At 72.9% G+C, this 18,002-nt stretch carries 16 protein-coding genes; 7 read left to right on the top strand and 9 right to left on the bottom strand.

The window, feature by feature from the left end; genetic code table 11:
• Positions 1–298: 298 nt before the first annotated feature.
• Complete coding sequence (locus ACFZBP_RS08100) at positions 299–1,606, top strand: histidine kinase (protein ID WP_391411030.1); 1,308 nt, start codon at positions 299–301, stop codon at positions 1,604–1,606.
• A 68-nt stretch (positions 1,607–1,674) separates the two neighbouring features.
• Here the strand turns inward: ACFZBP_RS08100 and ACFZBP_RS08095 are convergent, their stop codons facing one another.
• Positions 1,675–4,287 carry an AAA family ATPase gene (locus tag ACFZBP_RS08095; RefSeq protein ID WP_391411028.1) on the bottom strand — a complete coding sequence of 871 codons (2,613 nt, stop codon included), beginning with the start codon at positions 4,285–4,287 and terminating at the stop codon, positions 1,675–1,677.
• Positions 4,288–4,410: 123 nt separating this feature from the next.
• On the opposite strand from ACFZBP_RS08095, the gene ACFZBP_RS08090 reads away from it, so the two are divergent.
• From ACFZBP_RS08090 to ACFZBP_RS08075, 4 genes are all read left to right on the top strand, one after another.
• Positions 4,411–5,754 (top strand): FAD-dependent monooxygenase, encoded by a 1,344-nt coding sequence (locus tag ACFZBP_RS08090; RefSeq protein ID WP_391411026.1) that lies wholly within the window; start codon positions 4,411–4,413, stop codon positions 5,752–5,754.
• Between the two features lie 35 nt (positions 5,755–5,789).
• Positions 5,790–6,767 carry a nitronate monooxygenase gene (locus ACFZBP_RS08085; protein WP_391411024.1) on the top strand — a complete coding sequence of 326 codons (978 nt, stop codon included), beginning with the start codon at positions 5,790–5,792 and terminating at the stop codon, positions 6,765–6,767.
• A gap of 373 nt (positions 6,768–7,140) precedes the next feature.
• On the top strand, positions 7,141–8,400 hold the full coding sequence (locus ACFZBP_RS08080; protein WP_391411606.1) for an SLC13 family permease: 1,260 nt from the start codon (positions 7,141–7,143) through the stop codon (positions 8,398–8,400).
• Between the two features lie 5 nt (positions 8,401–8,405).
• Positions 8,406–8,900, top strand: a complete 495-nt coding sequence (locus tag ACFZBP_RS08075; RefSeq protein ID WP_383449807.1) for a universal stress protein — start codon at positions 8,406–8,408, stop codon at positions 8,898–8,900.
• A 235-nt stretch (positions 8,901–9,135) separates the two neighbouring features.
• Here ACFZBP_RS08075 and ACFZBP_RS08070 read toward each other — a convergent pair whose 3' ends face one another.
• Positions 9,136–10,137 carry a substrate-binding domain-containing protein gene (locus ACFZBP_RS08070; protein ID WP_391411021.1) on the bottom strand — a complete coding sequence of 334 codons (1,002 nt, stop codon included), beginning with the start codon at positions 10,135–10,137 and terminating at the stop codon, positions 9,136–9,138.
• Positions 10,138–10,433: 296 nt separating this feature from the next.
• On the opposite strand from ACFZBP_RS08070, the gene ACFZBP_RS08065 reads away from it, so the two are divergent.
• Positions 10,434–12,494, top strand: coding sequence for a glycoside hydrolase (locus tag ACFZBP_RS08065; RefSeq protein ID WP_391411019.1), 2,061 nt, complete (start codon positions 10,434–10,436; stop codon positions 12,492–12,494).
• 58 nt (positions 12,495–12,552) lie between these two features.
• Here ACFZBP_RS08065 and ACFZBP_RS08060 read toward each other — a convergent pair whose 3' ends face one another.
• The 6 genes from ACFZBP_RS08060 to ACFZBP_RS08035 all read right to left on the bottom strand — a co-directional run bounded on the left by ACFZBP_RS08060 (position 12,553) and on the right by ACFZBP_RS08035 (position 16,317).
• A complete protein-coding gene (locus ACFZBP_RS08060) occupies positions 12,553–12,933 on the bottom strand; it encodes a hypothetical protein (RefSeq protein WP_383449810.1) in 381 nt (126 codons plus the stop codon).
• Positions 12,934–12,989: 56 nt separating this feature from the next.
• Complete coding sequence (locus ACFZBP_RS08055; RefSeq protein ID WP_391411016.1) at positions 12,990–13,277, bottom strand: SCO5918 family protein; 288 nt, start codon at positions 13,275–13,277, stop codon at positions 12,990–12,992.
• A gap of 26 nt (positions 13,278–13,303) precedes the next feature.
• Positions 13,304–14,770: a DEAD/DEAH box helicase gene (locus ACFZBP_RS08050; protein WP_391411014.1), complete on the bottom strand. Its 1,467-nt coding sequence runs from the start codon at positions 14,768–14,770 to the stop codon at positions 13,304–13,306.
• Positions 14,771–15,026: 256 nt separating this feature from the next.
• Positions 15,027–15,230, bottom strand: coding sequence for a cold-shock protein (locus ACFZBP_RS08045; RefSeq protein ID WP_007383480.1), 204 nt, complete (start codon positions 15,228–15,230; stop codon positions 15,027–15,029).
• A 239-nt stretch (positions 15,231–15,469) separates the two neighbouring features.
• The gene (locus ACFZBP_RS08040; protein ID WP_391411012.1) at positions 15,470–15,802 is read right to left on the bottom strand and encodes a MerR family transcriptional regulator; all 333 of its coding nucleotides are present in this window, start codon (positions 15,800–15,802) and stop codon (positions 15,470–15,472) included.
• Between the two features lie 158 nt (positions 15,803–15,960).
• The gene (locus tag ACFZBP_RS08035; RefSeq protein ID WP_391411010.1) at positions 15,961–16,317 is read right to left on the bottom strand and encodes a PRC-barrel domain-containing protein; all 357 of its coding nucleotides are present in this window, start codon (positions 16,315–16,317) and stop codon (positions 15,961–15,963) included.
• A 196-nt stretch (positions 16,318–16,513) separates the two neighbouring features.
• Here ACFZBP_RS08035 and ACFZBP_RS08030 point away from each other — a divergent pair, with 196 nt between their 5' ends.
• Positions 16,514–17,212, top strand: a complete 699-nt coding sequence (locus ACFZBP_RS08030) for a Crp/Fnr family transcriptional regulator (RefSeq protein ID WP_383449815.1) — start codon at positions 16,514–16,516, stop codon at positions 17,210–17,212.
• Between the two features lie 10 nt (positions 17,213–17,222).
• On the opposite strand, the gene ACFZBP_RS08025 is transcribed toward ACFZBP_RS08030, so the two are convergent.
• Positions 17,223–17,741 carry a Pycsar system effector family protein gene (locus tag ACFZBP_RS08025; RefSeq protein WP_391411007.1) on the bottom strand — a complete coding sequence of 173 codons (519 nt, stop codon included), beginning with the start codon at positions 17,739–17,741 and terminating at the stop codon, positions 17,223–17,225.
• Positions 17,742–18,002 lie beyond the last annotated feature (261 nt).

Raw genomic sequence — 18,002 nt, 5'->3', positions numbered from 1 at the left:
GCCCCGGCGGGGACCGACCGCCTCCCCCACACACAGGGACCGACCGCCTCCCCACACACAGGGCCGCCTGCCCCCACAGGGCCGCCCGCACCCGCAGGGCCGCCCGCACCCGCAGGGCCGCCCGCGCCCACAGGGCCGCCCGCGCCCACAGGGCCGCCCGCCCCGACGGGGACCGCCTGCCCCCCACCGGGACCGCCTGCCCCCAGGGATCGCCCGTGAGCAAGGACACGGGCGGTCTCGGCGGCCGTTCGTGCCGTGGGCGTTCACCATGGACCGAGTCCACCGACCGGAGAGCACCATGACCACCAGCCCGGAGCGGCGCTACGCGGACCGTATCGAGGAGTTCTCGGACCGCCATACCTTCGCCATCGACGTGGTGCTGGTCATGGCGCTGATGGGCTGCGCGACCCTCGGCAGCGTGCTCACCCTGCCCGGCGCCGAACCGCCGGACCAGGACCGGACCGCCACCGCCCTCCTGGGGCTGTCCTGCCTCTCCCTGCTGAAGCACCGCACCCACCCACGCGTCGCCGTCGTCATCTCCGGCGTCTGCGCATCGACCGTGGTCGGGCTCGGATACCTGCTGACCCCCCTGCTGCTGGCCCCCGTCATGGCGTCGCTCTACTGGCTGGCCACCCTCACCGACCGCAGGACCACCCGCGCCTACGGCATCACCACCCTGGTGGCGGTGATCGTCGCGGCGGCGTTCTCCGACTCCATGGACCACATCTCGCTGCTGCTCAGGACGCTCGGCCCGCTGTTCTGGCTGCTGCTGCCGCTGGCCGCCGGCAACATGACCCGGCTGCGCCGCGCCTATCTGGCGGCCGTACAGGCCCGTGCCGAGCACGCCGAGCGCACCCGGGAGGAGGAGGCCCGGCTGCGGGTCACCGAGGAGCGCATGCGGATCGCCCGCGAGCTGCACGACGTCGTCGCCCACCACATGGCGCTGGCCAACGCCCAGGCCGGCACGGCCGCGCACCTCGCGCTGACCAGCCCCGAGCAGACGAAGGCGATCCTCACCGATCTCACGGGCACCACGTCGTCCGCGTTGCGCGAGCTGAAGGCCACGCTGGGGCTGCTGCGCCAGAACGGCGATTCTGACTCCGCCCCGCTGGAGCCGTCACCGGGGCTGGCCCGGCTGCCCGAACTGGTCTCGGCGTGCGCCTCGGCCGGCCTCAAGGTCACGGTCACCACGGACGGCGAACCCCAGGTCCTGTCCCCGGGCGTCGACCTGACCGCGTACCGGATCGTCCAGGAGGCGCTCACCAACGTCACCAAGCACGCCGCCACCCAGGCCGCGCACGTCCGGTTCGAGTACACCGGGTCCCGGCTGACGATCACCGTCAGCAACGACGGTCCGGTCGCCGCCGGGGCCACCCGGACCTCCGCGCCCGCCGAGTCCGACTCCGCGCGCAGCCGGGGCTTCGGCGTCATGGGCATGCGCGAGCGCGCCCGCTCCATCGGCGGCGACCTGTGCGCGGGGCACCGCCCGGAGGGCGGCTTCGAGGTCACGACCGCGCTGCCGCTCCAGCCGTACGCGGCGGACGGGGGCGGCGGCTCCGAGCAGGCGTCCGACGAGGTTCTCCGTGGCCAAGCCCGTCGCCCGTGAGTCCCGGGGCACGAGGCGCTGTTGGAGGCCTCACTCGCTCCGGGACGGCTGGAGGGCCGGGGGCCTCATCACCGGACGGCTACGCCGTTGCGTCGGGCGTAACGCGCCGCTTCCGTCCGGTTCGCCACGCGCAGCTTGCGCAGTACGGCCGCGACGTGATGCTCGACGGTTCGTCTCGACAGGAACAGCGCCTGGGCGATCTCGGTGTTGCGCAGTCCGTCGGCGAGCAGGGTGAGCACCTCCTGCTCGCGGGGACTGAGTCCCTCGGGGCCGGAGGCGCGCGCGGGGCGTCGGGGGATGTCGCGCACTCCGAGCCGGCGCAGGCGACGGGCGGTGATGTCGCGCATCGGACGCGCGCCCAGACGGTCGAAGGCCGCGAGTGCCTCGCGCAGCATCCCCTCGTCGGGGGAGTCGGCGAGCGCCAGCGCCGCCTCGTAGGGGCAGCCGATCTCCTGCCAGCGTTCGGCCGACGCCTGCCGGTGGCCGGACAGTTGGAGCCGGTACGGCTCGGCGGCCCGCGCCGGTACCGTCGCGAGGCTGTCGGCGCGCGACAGCCAGTGGGCGAGTTCGCCGACCAGCCAGGGCTCGCCCTGTTCCTCGGCGGCGGCCAGAGCCGAGGGGACGATCGCGCGTACCTGGTCGGCGTCCCCGGCGTACGTGGCGGCCTCGGCCAGCGCCGGTGTCGAGCCGATGATCCAGCCGACGACCGGCTCGGCGGTGACCATGGTCGTCCGCACCCGGGTCAGCAGGGGGCCGGGGTCCGAGTCGCCCCGGCGGGCGCGCAGTCGGCCGAGCACCACCATGCCGATCATCTTGCGCCCGTCGTCCACGCCCGCCGTGCGCAGCACCTCCGAGGCCAGCGCCTCGGCCTCTTCCCACCGTCCCTGGTCGAGCAGGGCACGCGAGTGGAACGCGCGCAGCCACTGGCGCCAGACCTCCTGGCCGTGGTCGTCGGTGAAGGCCAGGGCCTCCCCGTACCAGCGCTCGGCCGCCCGGTACCAGCGGCGGGTCACGCAGACCAACTGGAGCCAGAAGTAACCGAGTCCGGCCTGATCGTAGGCGGCTGCCTCGCGTGCCAGCCGGATGCTCCGCCCGATCAGTTCCAGGCCCTCCGTGTCGCCGTCCTGGGCACGGCCGATACCGATCGACAGCAGTGCCAGGGCCTGTTCCAGGCCGCCGGCTCCGTCGCCGGCCGTCGCGCGGAGCCGTTCGCCCCAGGCGATCGCGTCGGCGTTGCGGAAGGCCATGGCCGACAGTTTCCCGCGGACGGCGCAGGCGAGTGCGAACTCCGGGCCGGGGGACGGACACGCCAGCAGGCCGAGGGCCTGGTCGCACGCCTGCTCCCCGAGGGGGATCTCGCGGGCCAGATGAGCCGCGGTGACCGCGAGCCCGACCAGCGCCCCGCCCTGCCGCCGTCCGTCACCGGCCCTGCGCCACGCGGCGACGGCCTCCTGCCAGGCACGCAGCGCGGCGTCGAGGTCGTCGGCGAGATGGCACTGCCGGCCGAGTTCCTCGAGGAGCCCCGCCCGCTCCGCCGGCGGCAGCCCCGGGGACGCGTCGAGTGCGCGGCGCAGGTGTGCGGCAGCCTGCTGGTGGGCGCCCAGCGCGGATGCCCGCTCTGCCGCGAGGGGCGCGTAGGCGAGCACCGCGGCCCGGTCGCCGGCCCGCTGCCCGTGATCGGCGAGCCGCGCCGGGTCCACTTCGCCTGGCGGACGGGCGGCGAGCACGGTGAGTGCCCGCCGGTGCAGGTCCGCCGCGCGTCCCGGGGGGATCGCCTCCTCGACGGCGATGCGGACCAGTTCGTGCCGGAACGTGACCGCGCTGTGCTCGGCGGTGAGCAGTCCGCGCTCCACGCATTCGTCGAGCTCTCGGGGCGGCCGCCCCGAGACCGCCTCGACCAGCCACGGGGCGGCCCGGGTCCCGAGGCAGGCGACGGCGTCGAGCGCGTCCCGCGCGCCCGGTCCCAGGCGCGCGGCACGTGCGAGCACTGCGTCCCGGACCGTGGCCGGGACGGTGGCCCCGCCGTCGCTGAGGACCTGCGTCACGAAGAACGCGTTGCCGCCCGTGCGGCGGTGCAGTTCGGCCGGTTCGATTCCCGTTCCCGCCGCGAGCCGGGCGACGGCCGCCTCGGACAGGGGCGGCACGGTCAGCCGGCGGACCGAGGGAAGCGCCGCCAGGTCACCGGCGAGCACGCGCAGCGGATGACGGGGCCCGACCTCGTCCTGCCGGTAGGCCACGACGATCATGGCCGGACTTGCCCCGAGACGGCGGCCCAGGAAGCGCAGCAGGTCCAGAGTGGCCTCGTCGGCCCAGTGCGCGTCGTCCAGTACGACGAGCGCCGGGGTGCCGCCCGCGGCCAGGGCGTCGAGCAGCAGGCGTCGTACCGCCGTCGGGTCGGGAGTGCCGATGAGCTCCTGGCGCAGGGGGGCGGGCAGGGTGTCGGCCATGTCGCGCAGCGGACCGAGCGGAAGCGGCGTGGCGAGCGGTTCGCAGCTGCCGGAGAACAGCCGGGCGTCGCGCAGTCGTCGCCCGAACTCGTGGATCAGCGCGGTCTTGCCCGCGCCCGCGTCGCCGCCGACGAGGACGAGCCGCCCGGTGCCGTCGGACGCCTCACCCCACCAGCGGGCCAGTGACTCCAGTTCCCCGTCCCGCTCCTGCAGCGTCCATTCGCCGACCGTCACACTCTCGATGGTAGGTAGGTGACCGCCGGGAGGATGGGTATTCACTACCGATGTCCGTGGTCGGCCGCCCCGCGCATGCTTCGTGATGACCGAAGGGTCGGATCCCAGGCGGCGGAGGCGGTCATGGACTCCATGGACTACGACGTGATCATCGTGGGCGCGAGCATCGCCGGCTGCACGGCGGCGACGGCGTACGGCCGGGCGGGACTGCGGGTGGCGTTGGTCGAACGGCATCGCAGCCCGCAGGCGCACAAGACGCTCTGCGGGCACTTCGTGCTCGGCGGCACCCATGACGTCCTGGAGCGCATGGGCTTCTGGCAGCCGATGCTCGCGCAGGGTGCGGCGGTGACGACGGGGCTCGGCGTGTGGACCGGGGCCGGCTGGGTCGTTCCCCGGCCGGACGGCGCGGTCCCACCGGCGATCAGTCTGCGCCGCAGCAAGCTCGACCCGCTGCTGCGCGGGATCGCCGGCGCGACCCCGGGCGTGGACCTCCTGCTGGGACGCCGGGTCGTCGGTCTCGTCGAGGATGCCGCCGGAGCCGTGGTGGGAGTCGTCACCTCGGACGGCGGGGCCGAGCGCGCCGAGTTGCGCGCCCGTCTGGTCGTCGGTGCGGACGGCCATCACTCCACGGTCGCCCGGCTCGCCCGGGTCGCCGAGGACCGCGCCCCGAACCACCGCTTCCTCTTCTGGACCTACTACGAGGGGGCGACGATGAACGGTCCCGGCGACGGCCAGGTCTGGCCCCTCGACCCGGACATCGCCGTCTGCATCCCCGTCGACGACGGGCTGACGCAGGTGGGCGTCTTTCCGGCCAAGGACCGGCTGCCCGAGTTCACGGCCGAGCGGGTCGCCGCCTTCGACCGGTTCGTGGCCCGCCTGCCCGACGGGCCCACGCTCGCCGGCGCACGACGGGTGTCGAACCTCATCGGCACCACCGACTATCCGTGCGTCCGCCGGGACCCCACGCCCCGGCCCGGTCTGGCCCTGATCGGTGACGCCGCGACCGCCTCGGACCCGGTCCCGGCAGTGGGGTGCGGCTGGGCCTTCCGCAGCGCCGCGTGGCTGGCGGACAGCACCGCCGGAACTCTGGCGAGCGGCGCGGACCTGCGGCGGGCGCTGCGCTCCTACCGCAGGGCACACCGCTTCATCGACCGGTACGACGCGCTGGGCCGCCAGGAGGCCCTCGCGCAACCGCCCAACCGGCTTCAGCGGGCGGTCCGCACCGCAGCCGTCACCGACCCGTACGTCGCCCGCCGACTCGCGATGTTCGCGATGCGGGCGGCGGACCCGTCGGTCCTGCTGAACCCCAAGGTGGCGGTCCGGGCCCTCGTCGGGTCGGGAACGCGGCGGACGCGGGAGGCCGCCTCGGTCCTTCCGCCGGGTGGTCGGCCCCGGGCCGCGGACGCCGGGGCGGCGGTCCGTCCCCGCCGCGCGCCGAAGGCCTCGGCGGGGCAGCATGATGCGTGAGGGCTCCGCTCGGCCCACGAACCGGGGAGGCAGCGATGCTGCGGACACGGCTGTGCGACGTACTCGGTATCGACGTACCCGTCATCGGCGCACCCTACGGGCCGTACGAACAGGTCGATCTCGCGGTGGCCGTGTGCGGGGCCGGGGGCCTGGGCAGCCTGGGCACGGCGGTTCGCCCGCTCGCCGACCTGCGACGGCAGTGGGCCCGCATGCGGGAGCTCACCGACCGCCCCTTCGCGATCAACCACACCCTCCGCCCCCTGAACGAGGAGGCGTTCCAGGCCACGCTCGACGAACGCCCGGCCGCGATCTCCTTCCACCTCGGAGTGCCCGAGGACCTGATCGGGCGTGCCCATGACGCGGGCATCCTGTGGATCCAGCAGGTCATGGACGCCCGGCAGGCCGAGCAGGCCGTGCGCGCCCGTGCGGACGTGATCGTCGCCCAGGGCGGCGAGGCGGGCGGCCAGGGTGGCGAGGTGTCCACCTTGGTGCTGGTTCCCCAGGTCGTGGACATCGCGGGAGGCACGCCGGTCGTCGCCGCGGGCGGGATCGCCGACGGCCGGGGGCTGGCGGCGGCGCTCGCGCTGGGCGCCCAGGGCGTGGCGATCGGGACGCGGCTGCTCGCGTCGGTGGAGATGGACATCGCCGAGGAGTGGAAGAACCGGATCGTCGCCGCCGAGGCACACGACACGATCAAGCTGGCCCACAGCGACCGGTTCATGCCGCCGTTCTCACGGCCTGACGCCTACGGCTTTCCCCGGTCGCTGCGTACGCCCTTCCTGGAGGAGGCCGAGGCTCATCCGGAGCGACTGCAGCCGGCCGAAGCCGGTCCCCGCATCGTGGAGGCCATGCTCGCCGGACGAGGGCACGAGATCCTGCCGTTCACCGGCCAGTCCGCGGCCCTCGTCCACGATGTCCTTCCGGCGGCCGAGATCGTACGGAGGATCGTCCAGGACGCGGAGACGATTCTTCGCCGCACCGCCGACGCGTGTACGCACGGTACTCCGCACTGACCCTGGTTCGCCTCGACGGCGAGGCGACGGACGCACCGCACACGCCTGAGCAGGTGTGCTCGGGTACCTGTGCGCACCGCAGCCGCTTCTGGGGGCTCGGGCTGGCCTGCCGGGTTCGGGCCCGGCACCCGGTCGTGGAGCTGGCCGGGCGGACCGTGCTGCCCGGCATCAACGACTCGCATCTGCACGGCGCCGCGTACGGGATGGAAGCCGCCGTTCGCCCTGGCCGTCGGCCACCCCGAGGTCGACCTCACCGTGTTCGACGGGCGCGTGGTGCACGAACGCTGACCCCGGCGGGGGATTCGGAAGCGCTTACCCGCGCGGAGTACCGTGCGGCGAGATCGCCGCCCATGACCGCCCGGAAGGACCGAACCTGAACACCCCGCTCGCGGAGACCCTGTCCGTGGCCATGCTCGCGCTCGTGCTGGTCTGCGCCGTCGTCCGTCCCTTCAACTGGCCGGAGGCCGTCGTCGCCGTACCGGCCGCGGCGCTCGTCGTGGCCACCGGGGCCATCTCCCCGTCCCACGCGCTCGACGAGGCCGAACAGCTCGGCCCCGTGATCGGCTTCCTCGCGGCCGTGCTGGTCCTCGCCCAACTCTGCGACGACGAAGGGCTGTTCCAGGCCTGCGGGGCGTGGATGGCGCGTACGGCGGCGGGCCGGCCGCGCCGGCTGCTGGCGCAGGTGTTCCTGGCCGCGTCGGCGATCACGGCCGTACTGAGCCTGGACGCCACGGTCGTCCTGCTCACGCCGGTGGTGTTCGCCACCGCCGCCCGGCTCGGCGCCCGCCCCAAACCGCACGTCTACGCCTGCACGCACCTGTCCAACACGGCCTCCCTGCTCCTGCCGGTGTCCAACCTGACGAACCTGCTGGCGTTCGCGGCCAGCGGGCTCAGCTTCACCCGGTTCGCCGCGCTGATGGCGCTGCCGTGGGTGGCCGCGATCGTCGTGGAGTACGTGGTCTTCCGGCGCTTCTTCGCCACCGACCTGGACGCCGGGGCCCAGGCTCCGGCCACCGGCGACGCCCCCGAACTGCCGCTGTTCGCCCTGGTGACCGTCGCGTGCACGCTGGCCGGTTTCGTAGCGACCTCGGCACTCGGCGTCGACCCGGCCTGGGCGGCGTTGGCGGGCGCGACGGTCCTCGGCGTGCGGGCCCTGCTGCGGCGCCGTACGACGCCGAAGGCGCTGCTGAGGTCGGTCTCGGTGCCGTTCCTGGCGTTCGTCCTGGCGCTCGGGATCGTCGTCCGCGCGGTCGTGGACAACGGCCTCGACACGGCCTTGGGCCACCTCATCCCGGACGGCACCGGGCTGCCCGCCCTGCTCGGCATCGCCGTGCTGGCCGCCGTCCTGGCCAACGCGATCAACAACCTGCCCGCCGTCCTGGTCCTGCTGCCGCCCGCCGCCGCGACCGGCCCCGGCGCCGTCCTCGCCGTGCTCCTCGGGGTGAACATCGGCCCCAACCTCACCTACGCCGGTTCGCTGGCCACCCTGCTGTGGCGACGTATCGTGCACGCCCATGACGCGGAGGTGCGGCTGGGCGAGTTCACCCGGCTCGGCCTGTACGCCGTACCGGCGAGTCTGGGCGCCTCGGTGCTGGCACTGTGGGCGTCACTGGCCCTGATCGGAGGAGGCTGAGCCCCGTGGTGGTGGTCGTCTGGATCGTCGAGGGCACCTGGCCCGCCTGCGTGGACGCCGCGCGCCGGCACGCCCCCGAGGACGCCGAGGTCGTCCTGCTGCACGTCACCGGCCCCGATGTCGCGGATGCCGCCCACGGCGCCTTCGCCGGGTTGCTCGGCCGCGGCCATCCGGAACGCGACCCCGGCACCCGCGTCGAACACCTCGCCGCCGCCTCCGCCGAGACCCTCCTCCAGGCCGCCGCCGACCGCCTCGCCCGCCCCTGCACCCGCGTCGAACGCACCGGCCGCGTCGAGCACGAGGTCATCGACGCGACGGCCGACGCCGACCTCCTCATCCTGTCCCGCGACGGCGACCGCACCCGCCTCGGCCCTCACACCCTCGCCCCACCCAGCCGCTTCGTCGTCGACCACGCCCCCTGCCCCCTCCTCCTGGTCTGGCCGGAACCGGCCCCACCCGTGACGACCCTGCCCCCTGCGCCGCCGAGGCCTCCGGCCTGACACCGGCCGATCTTTCAGCCCGTCCGGCGCCTGAGGACGAGTCTCTGCCGTCCCTGGCCCCCACGCACCCGCAGGGGGCTCCGCGGGCCCAGGCACCTCCAGCCCGTCCGGCGTTCGAGGACGAGGCCCGGAGGGCCGATCAGGGGGGTCTGGGGGCGGAGCCCCCAGGGATGGGACGGGTAGGGCGGCGGGGGCGAGTGATCCTGCCCCCGCGACGGCGACCGCGCGGAACCTCCTAGCCGCCCTCCCGGGCGCGCGGCGGCGCCCCCGTGCTCGCGCGGTGTACCAGGCGCGTCGGGACCAGTGTCGTGCCGTGGGCCGTGTCGCCGTGGCGGATCTTGGTGATGATGCTTTCGACGCAGAGGCGGCCGACCTCGGCGAAGTCCTGGTGGATGGTGGTGAGCGGGGGGAGGAAGGACGCGGACTCGGGGAGGTCGTCGAATCCGATGACGCTGACGTCGTCGGGGACCCGGCGGCCGCGTTCGTGCAGGGCGCGCAGGAGGCCCAGGGCCATCTGGTCGTTGGCCGCGAACACGGCCGTGCAGTCGCGGTGGTCGGCGAGGCGCAGCCCCGCCCGGTAACCCGACTCCGCCGACCAGTCGCCGCGGACCAGGGGCGGCGGGGTCACGCCCGCCTCGGTGAGGGCGGCGCGCCAGGCGTTGGCGCGGCGCTGGGCGGCGAAGGAGTCCTCGGGCCCGGCGAGATGCCAGACCGTGTCGTGGCCGAGGTCCAGCAGATGCCGTACGGCGTCGCGGGCGCCGCCCGCCTGGTCGGTGTCGACGACGGTGTAGCGGTCGCCGGCGTCCGAGTCGGCGACCACGACCTGGACGCCGGGCGGCAGGGAGACCGTCGCCGCGTCGAGGAGGTGGATCTCCATGATGACGATGACCGCGTCCACGGCGAGTTCCCCGAGCCGGGAGAAGGCGCCGTTCACCTCGTCCTGCGTGGGCACGGCGACCGGCAGCAGCGTGACGGCGTACCCGTGCCGGGCGGCGGAGGTCGCGATGGCCTCCAGGGTGCGGATGTTGCCGTGGGTGGAGAGCGAGAACGTGATCACGCCCAGGGTGCGGAACTCACCCCGCTTGAGGGCCCGCGCGGCGCTGTTGGGCCGGTAGCCCAGCTCCCGCATCGCGGCCATGACCTGCTGCCGGGTCTCCTCGGTCACCCCGGGGAAGCCGTTCGAGACGCGGGACACCGTCTGGGAGGAGACCCCGGCCAGCTGGGCGACGTCGGCCATGGAGGCACCCTGCCGCGGGCGGGCGGCACGCCCCCGGGCACGGCCTCCCGCGGCACGCGTGTCCATCGGCGTGCCTTCCCTGTCCGTCGTCCCCACGCTGCCCCCTGGGTGCGCAACTTTCGGTTCGGCCAACTCCTTGACCGCCGAGATTCGCACAGTGTAGACATCCCGCCAGCGGATGTTTACGTAAACATTACGAGCCGAAAACAGACGAGAACACATCGAACCGCACCGAACCGAACCGCATCGCACCCGCCCCGGTCCGCGCGGCGCACGGAAGAGCTGGAGTACTCGAGATGGCACACCGCACCCGTAAGAGAAGACTCCTGGGCATCGGCGTCACCGCCCTCGCGACCGGCACCGCGCTGGCCGCCACCGCGCTGCCGGCCGCGCCCGCGGACACGACCGCCGCCGCTTCGGTCACCGTCCGCCCCGACCCGTCGTACAAGCAGGAGAAGTTCGAGGGCTGGGGCACCAGCCTGGTCTGGTTCGCCAACGCCACCGGCGACTACCCGCCCGCGATCCGCGAGAAGCTCGCGAAGCTCCTCTTCGGCGACGACGGCCTCGCCCTGAACATCGCCCGCTACAACATCGGCGGCGGCAACGCCCCGGACGTCAAGGACTACCTGCGGGCCGGCGGCGCCGTCGAGGGCTGGTGGAAGGCCCCGGCGGGCACCACCCGCGAGGACGTCGACTGGTGGGACGCCGACGACCCCGCCGACTGGAACAACAAGGCCGACAAGACGCAGCGCTGGTGGGTCGACCGCATCAAGAAGGACATCACCCACTGGGAGACCTTCAGCAACTCCCCGCCGTGGTTCATGACCGAGAGCGGCTACGTCTCCGGCAACTTCGACGCCGGCAAGGACCAGCTCAAGACCGAGTCCGTGGACGACTTCGCCAAGTACCTGGTGGGCGCCACCGAGCGGCTGGAGAAGGCGCACGGCATCAAGGTCGACACCCTCGACCCGTTCAACGAGCCGAACACCAACTACTGGGGCACCAAGCTCGGCCCGGACGGCGAGCCCGTCGGCGGCCGCCAGGAAGGCGCCCACATCGGCCCCGAGCTCCAGCAGAAGGTGATCCGCGCGCTGGGCCCGACCCTGGAGAAGTCGAGGACCGGCGCGGAGATCTCCGCGATGGACGAGACCAACCCCGGCACCTTCGCCACCAACTGGAACTCCTACCCCCAGGAGGTCCGCGACCTCGTCGGCCAGATGAACGTCCACACCTACGGCACCAGCCAGCGCACCACTGTCCGCGACCTGGCCAAGGCCGCCGACAAGCCGCTGTGGATGAGCGAGGTCGAGGGCGACTGGGGCGACGGCCAGAGCTTCACGGACATGCGCCCCGGCCTCGGCCTCGCCCAGCGCATCGTCGACGACCTGCGCGAACTGGAGCCCCGCGCCTGGGTGTTCTGGCAGCCCGTCGAGGACTACGACAACATGAAGCCGGGCGGCGAGTCCGCGAAGGGCGGCAACTGGGGCGAGATCCAACTGTCGTTCAGCTGCACCAAGGAGGACACGCTCAAGTCCTGCCCGATCTATACCAACACCAAGTTCGACACGGCCCGCAACTTCACCCACTACATCAAGCCCGGTGACCGGCTGATCAAGACGAACGACACCTCCAGCACCGCGGCGGTCTCCCGCAAGGGCGACGCGGCGACCGTCGTCCACGTCAACAGCACCACCGAGGCCCGTGACGTCACGATCGACCTGTCGAAGTTCGGCCGCGTCTCCTCGCACGCCACCGTCACCCCGGTGGTGACCAGCGCCGACGGCAAGCTGGAGAAGCAGCGTCCCGTCCGGGTCACCGGCAAGCAGGCCACGATCGCCGTGCCCGCCCAGTCCGTGACGTCGTTCCTGGTCAAGGGCGTGTCCGGGGTCGCCAAGGACGCGGCCGAGCTGCGCCGGGGCCACACCTACCGGCTGACCGGCGTCCAGAGCGGCAAGGACCTCACCATCGCCGACAACGGCACCGGCCTCGTCATCAAGGCCGCCGACGCCACCGACCCCAGCGGTCAGCAGTGGCGCCTGGAGCAGATCAGCGGCAACGGCAGCGACAACCGCAAGCGGTACGCCTTCACCGAGACGACCGAGGACAAGCGCCTCGCCATCCGTGCCGGCGCCCTGGTGGCCGAGCCCGACGAGGGCCGCCGCGACAGCGCCGCCCAGTGGATCATGTCGACGACCGGCGACGGCACCTGGACCCTCGTCAACGCCGCCACCGGACAGCTCCCGGACGTCTCCGGGCAGTCCACGAACGACGGTGCCACCGTCGGCGTATGGCAGCCGAACTCCGGCGCCAACCAGCGCTGGACGGTGACCGACGTGACGGGTGACGACGCCGCGTAGACCCGGTAGGCGCGAAAGCCCCCGGCTCCTCCCCGCGCAGGGGAGGAGCCGCGGGCTTTCACTGATCCGAGTAGCCGATGTCGCCGATGGTCCAGGCGCTGACGTCCGCCAGCGCGACCCGGTACATGCCGCCCGTGTCGGGGATGCCGAAGCTGCCCTGGAGGATCCGGGCGACGTGGAAGTGGAGATGCGTGGGAGCGGCCCCGTCCTGCGGCCCGTGGCCGCCGCCGTCCCGGGGCGGGGTGAACGCCGCGGCGAACGGCCGCAGGTGCTCGGAGTCCCCCAGGACTTCGGCCACGCGTTCCTTCCACATGGCCTCGGGGGCCAGCCGTCCCGTGATGACGGCCCCCGGGATCACCACGGTCAGGGACATCTGGCTGCTGTGCCGCGACTCCACCATCGCGGCGATCGCGACGAGCAGGTCGTCAGGGTGCGTCATGTCTCAGGAGCCTAGCCCGACCGCGGCCGTCACGGGAGCGGACAGCGGCCGAGAGGTCACCAGCCCAGCGCACTTTCGTCGGCGCGCGTGCCGCCGGCCGGGGTGACCGGAGGGGTGTCGTGGCAGGTGAAACCGAGCCGGGTCAGGGCCCGGCGCATCTCGCCGGCGGTGAAGTCACGGCGGTTCTGCCGGGTGATCACTTCGCCGACCTGCATCACGGGGTACACGCTGCGGCCGATGGTGACGGCCACGCCCGCGAGGGGTTCGGGCGTGACGCCGCTCATCGACTGCTCGACCTCGCTCTTGATCAGGTCGAAGGGGAAACGGGCGATGACACAACGCATGGGTGCCTCCACTTCAGTTGCCTGGGCTACGGGGTGTTCCGCTGGGTGTTCCTGGGGGCGGAGCGGCGGCTTCGGGTGGTGGAGCGTCCGTTCCCGCCGCGACCGCCGGGGCGTCCGCGCCGGCCGCGGCCGGGGGCCGCCGTACGTTCGCTCTGCTCGGCGGGCGGCGGGGTGAGGGTGACGGGCACGCCGGAGGGGGTGCGGGCGCCGGTGATGCGGTGCAGTTCGGCCTCGCCGGGGCGGACCTGGGCGGAGCGCGGTGTGATGCCGGCGTCGGCCATCAGACGGTCCATGGCGCGCCGCTGGTGCGGCAGGACCAGGGTGACGACGGTGCCGGACTCGCCGGCGCGCGCGGTACGGCCGCCGCGGTGCAGATAGTCCTTGTGGTCGCCGGGCGGGTCGACGTTGACGACGAGGTCGAGGTCGTCGACGTGGATGCCGCGGGCGGCGACGTTGGTGGCCACCAGGACGGTGACCTCGCCGTCCTTGAACCGGGCGAGCGTCTTGTTGCGCTGCGGCTGGGACTTGCCGCCGTGCAGCGCGGAGGCCCGCACACCGACGGACAGCAGGTGCTTGGCCAGCCGGTCCGCGGCGTGCTTGGTGTCCAGGAACATGATCACCCGGCCGTCGCGGGCGGCGATCTCGGTCGCGGTGGTGTGCTTGTCGGCGTCCCGCACGTGCAGCAGATGGTGCTCCATGGTGCTGACGGCGCCCGCGGACGGGTCGACCGAGTGCACCACGGGGTCGTGGAGGTAGCGGCGTACCAGGAGGTCGATGTTGCGGTCCAGGGTGGCCGAGAACAGCAGCCGCTGGCCGCCGGGGGCGACCTGGTCGAGCAGGGCGGTCACCTGGGGCATGAAGCCCATGTCGGCCATCTGGTCGGCCTCGTCCAGGACGGTGACACCGACCTGGTCCAGCCTGCAGTCGCCGCGTTCGATGAGGTCCTTGAGCCGGCCGGGCGTCGCCACGACGACCTCGGCGCCGCCGCGCAGCGCGGTGGCCTGCCGGCCGATCGACATGCCGCCCACGACGGTGGCGAGCCGCAGCCGCAGGGCGCGGGCGTAGGGGGTGAGCGCGTCGGTGACCTGCTGGGCGAGTTCCCGGGTGGGGACGAGGACGAGCGCGAGGGGTTGCCGGGGCTGGGCCCGCAGGCCGTTCAGCCGGGCCAGTACGGGCAGGCCGAAGGCGAGCGTCTTGCCCGAGCCGGTGCGGCCCCGGCCCAGCACGTCCCGGCCGGCCAGCGCGTTCGGCAGCGTGGCGGCCTGGATCGGGAAGGGCACGGTCACGCCCTCGGCGGCGAGCGCGGCCAGCAGCCGGGCCGGCAGGTCCAGCTCGGCGAAGGTCGCGACCGCGGGCAGCGGCTCGGTGAGGGTGACCGGCAGGGTGAATTCCTGCGGACGGGTGGTGGTGGTGCGTGCTCGGGGGTTCTGCCGGCCCGTCTTGTGGGCACGGACGCGTCCTGAGCTGCCGCCGGTACGGCGGGTGCGGTTCATGGGGAACCTTCCTCGATCCGGCGTATCGAGGAATTCTGCCCAGCGGTGGGGGACCGCACGCGGATTCACAAGAATGAGCCGAGGGAAATACGAAATGCCGCTCGGCGGGGAAGCCGGGGCGGTCAGTGATCCGGAAAGTCGGAGGACCCGGAGAACTCGCAGGGCTTGGCGAAGCCGGGGAACTCCGGGAAAGCAATGAGCTGGGGCCCGCACCCCAAGAGCGCGGGCCCCAGCCTCATGTTCGCGTCAGTCGACGTCAGGCGGGAACGATGTTCTCGGCCTGCGGGCCCTTCTGGCCCTGCGTGACGTCGAAGGTAACCTTCTGGCCTTCCTGAAGCTCGCGGAAGCCGCTGGTGGCGATGTTCGAGTAGTGGGCGAACACGTCAGCGCCGCCGCCGTCCTGCTCGATGAAGCCGAAGCCCTTTTCCGCGTTGAACCACTTCACGGTGCCAGATGCCATATTGAATCTCCCTTGGGGGGCAGTACCGGAATCCGCACTTTACGGATCCGAGTCGCCGCGATGATCACCCCTCCGGAAAGATCCGGAAAGCTCTGCAAAGAAACAAGTCTCTGGCAACCAAAACTGCAACTGGTATCACGCTAACACAGTCGGGCCGGACGCCCCCGTGCATTTTTGGCGCCACCCGGTAATTCTCGTCCCGCCGTGGGCCATAATTCTGTACCGGCCGGACCAGGTATCTAGGCGTCCCGCTCGTCCAGCCTTCGGCGCATGTCCCGGTTCAGCCGGAGGGCGTCCTCCAGCTGGTCCTCCAGGGAGATGATCCGGCAGGCGGCCTCGACGGGGGTGCCCTGGTCGACGAGCTCACGGGCGCGGGCGGCGATCCGCAACTGGCGGCGGGAATAGCGGCGGTGGCCGCCCTCCGAGCGCAGCGGGGTGATCAGGCCGGTGCCGCCGACCGCGCGGAGGAAGGCCGGGGTGATGCCGAGAACGTCTGCGGCTCGTCCCATGGTGTAGGCGGGATAGTCGTCGTCGTCGAGATTCCCGGCGACGGGGACGTTCTCAGCGGGCATGGCACCTTCGTTTCGGGGGCTGCTACAACCCTAACGCCGCCGGGCCCGCAGATGTGGTACCGCCGTGACAGACTTCCGCCGGGCGTCGGCCACGACGAGTACGACGAAGAGCACCACGAAGAGCACACTCCGACAGTCGGCCGATCGCCGCCCGTCGGTCAGCGGCGCGCGAGCCGGCGTTCGCCGTGCACACCCGGCCGGTACTCGATGTCGTAGTAGCGGAAGACCGTCTCCTCCCGCTCGGCCGGCAGTACGTCGTCCGTCCCGATCGAAGGCGCCTTGCGGACCAGCCCCTTGGCATGGGGGACCTTGAGGTAGCCGGGGCCCAGAACGGCGTCGTCGAGCGGGACGAAGACCAGACGCTGACGGGTGGGCAGCCCCGTACGGACCGTGGCCATCGCGGGTTCGTCCGTGGCGGTGTCCACGTAGACGGCTTCGAGGATGCCGATCTTCCGTCCCCTGGGGTCGACCACGTCGTGCTCGCGCCACTCCCGGACATCGGCTGCGTGGATCATGCCCGCTCCACGGGGTGTACGGACTCCTGGCCCTGCCCTTCCCACGCTACTCCTGCGGCCGGTCCTCGGCCCGGCTCGCCGGTGTGCGTGCGCGGGCCCCGGGGACGGCTGGTGTCGATTGGGCGGATCGGCCGTGGGGAGGAGGGGGGAGAGGGCAGGATCTCGGGGTGTACGCCGACCGTCAGGGGGGCCGCTCATGCAGTACAGCTCCGTGGAATGGCCCGCGCGCAGCCTGTTGGGGGTGCTGTCGTCGCAGGCGCGGCAGGAGATGCTCGAACTGGGGGTGCGCAGGCGGTTCGAGGCCGGTGACGTGCTGCTGAGCGAGGGCGCGACCGACCGGCACGCGCTGTTGCTGCTCTCCGGCTTCGCCAAGGTGACGGCGCGCGTGGAGAACGGCGAGACCTCGCTGCTCGCCGTCCGTGTCGGCGGTGACACCGTCGGCGAGATGGCGGCCGTGGACGGCTCGGCGCCGCGCTCGGCGACCGTGACGGCCTGCGGCCCGATGACGGCACGGGTCCTGCAACCCGGCACGCTGCACGAGCTGCTGATGCGGCGGCCCGAGGTGTCCGTGGCGCTGACCAGGATTATCGCCGACCGGCTGCGCTGGGCCAACCGCCGTCGCCTGGACTTCCGCGGCTACCCGGCCAAGGTCCGCCTGGCCCGCCTCCTGGTGGAACTGGCCACCTCCTACGGCCATCCGGTGGACGGCGGCGTGGTCGTCGGCTGCCGGCTGACCCAGCCGGAGCTCGCCGCGCTCACCGGCGCCGCCGAGACGACGATCCACAAGGGCCTGCGGGAACTGCGCCTGAACGGGCTGCTGGAGACCGGGTACCGCACCACGACCATCCGCGACCTGGCCCGGCTCACGGAACTGGCGGACCTGCCGCAGGAGTGAGGCCGCCGCGTCAGCCCAGCAGTGGGCGGGCCACCGCCAGCAGGCCGGCGCTGGCGCCCATCGCCGCCGTGCACAGCACCGCCGCCGTCAGGCACCGGTACTTGCGCACGGCCACCCGCGCGAGGAACCGGATCGTGCACGACAGCTCCCGGCGCAGTCGCTGCTCCTCACCGCTGTGGCCCGTCGGCGGCACGAGGTCGGGGCCGGTCGCGAGGTGGGCGAAGCTGTAGCGGTTGACGCCGCCGGGACGCAGCACCCGGGGGCGCAGGGCGGCGGCCAGGGACCCGGCGCCGCCGAGCAGCCCGCAGACGAACAGGACCAACAGACTTCCGGCCACTACGCCCCGTACACCGCCGCTCTGCGCGGTGTGCAGGGCCTGTCCGCTCCAGGAACCGGCGGTGCCGACCATCGCGGCCTGCGCGGCGGCCAGGATCCCGGCTTTGGTGTCGGCGTGCTGGTGCGTGGCCTGCAGTGCCCCGAACATGTACTGCTCGGGACGGCTCTCCGGGTCGGCACCGATGGGCGGCATACGCGTTCCTCCTGCGGTGGGCGATGCGGTCGAGGACCCCAGTAGGCACCGCGGCCGGGCCGCGGAACCTCGCATTTATGCGGGATCTCGTATGACCGGTTATCGCCCTCGCCGTACTTGTACCAGCCCGTAACTTCTGTCACCCGCAGTATGTTTCCGCCCCCTTCCGCATCCCGTATTTCGACGGGGTCTCACCACTCATGAGGCGTGTACGACTGGCGTGCCGGCGTCCGCGTGTGGGGGGAGCGGACGCCGGCGTGT

The sequence above is a fragment of the Streptomyces sp. NPDC008086 genome, from assembly GCF_042957325.1.
Taxonomy (GTDB): domain Bacteria; phylum Actinomycetota; class Actinomycetes; order Streptomycetales; family Streptomycetaceae; genus Streptomyces.
This window is presented reverse-complemented; position numbering and strand designations above follow the sequence as displayed.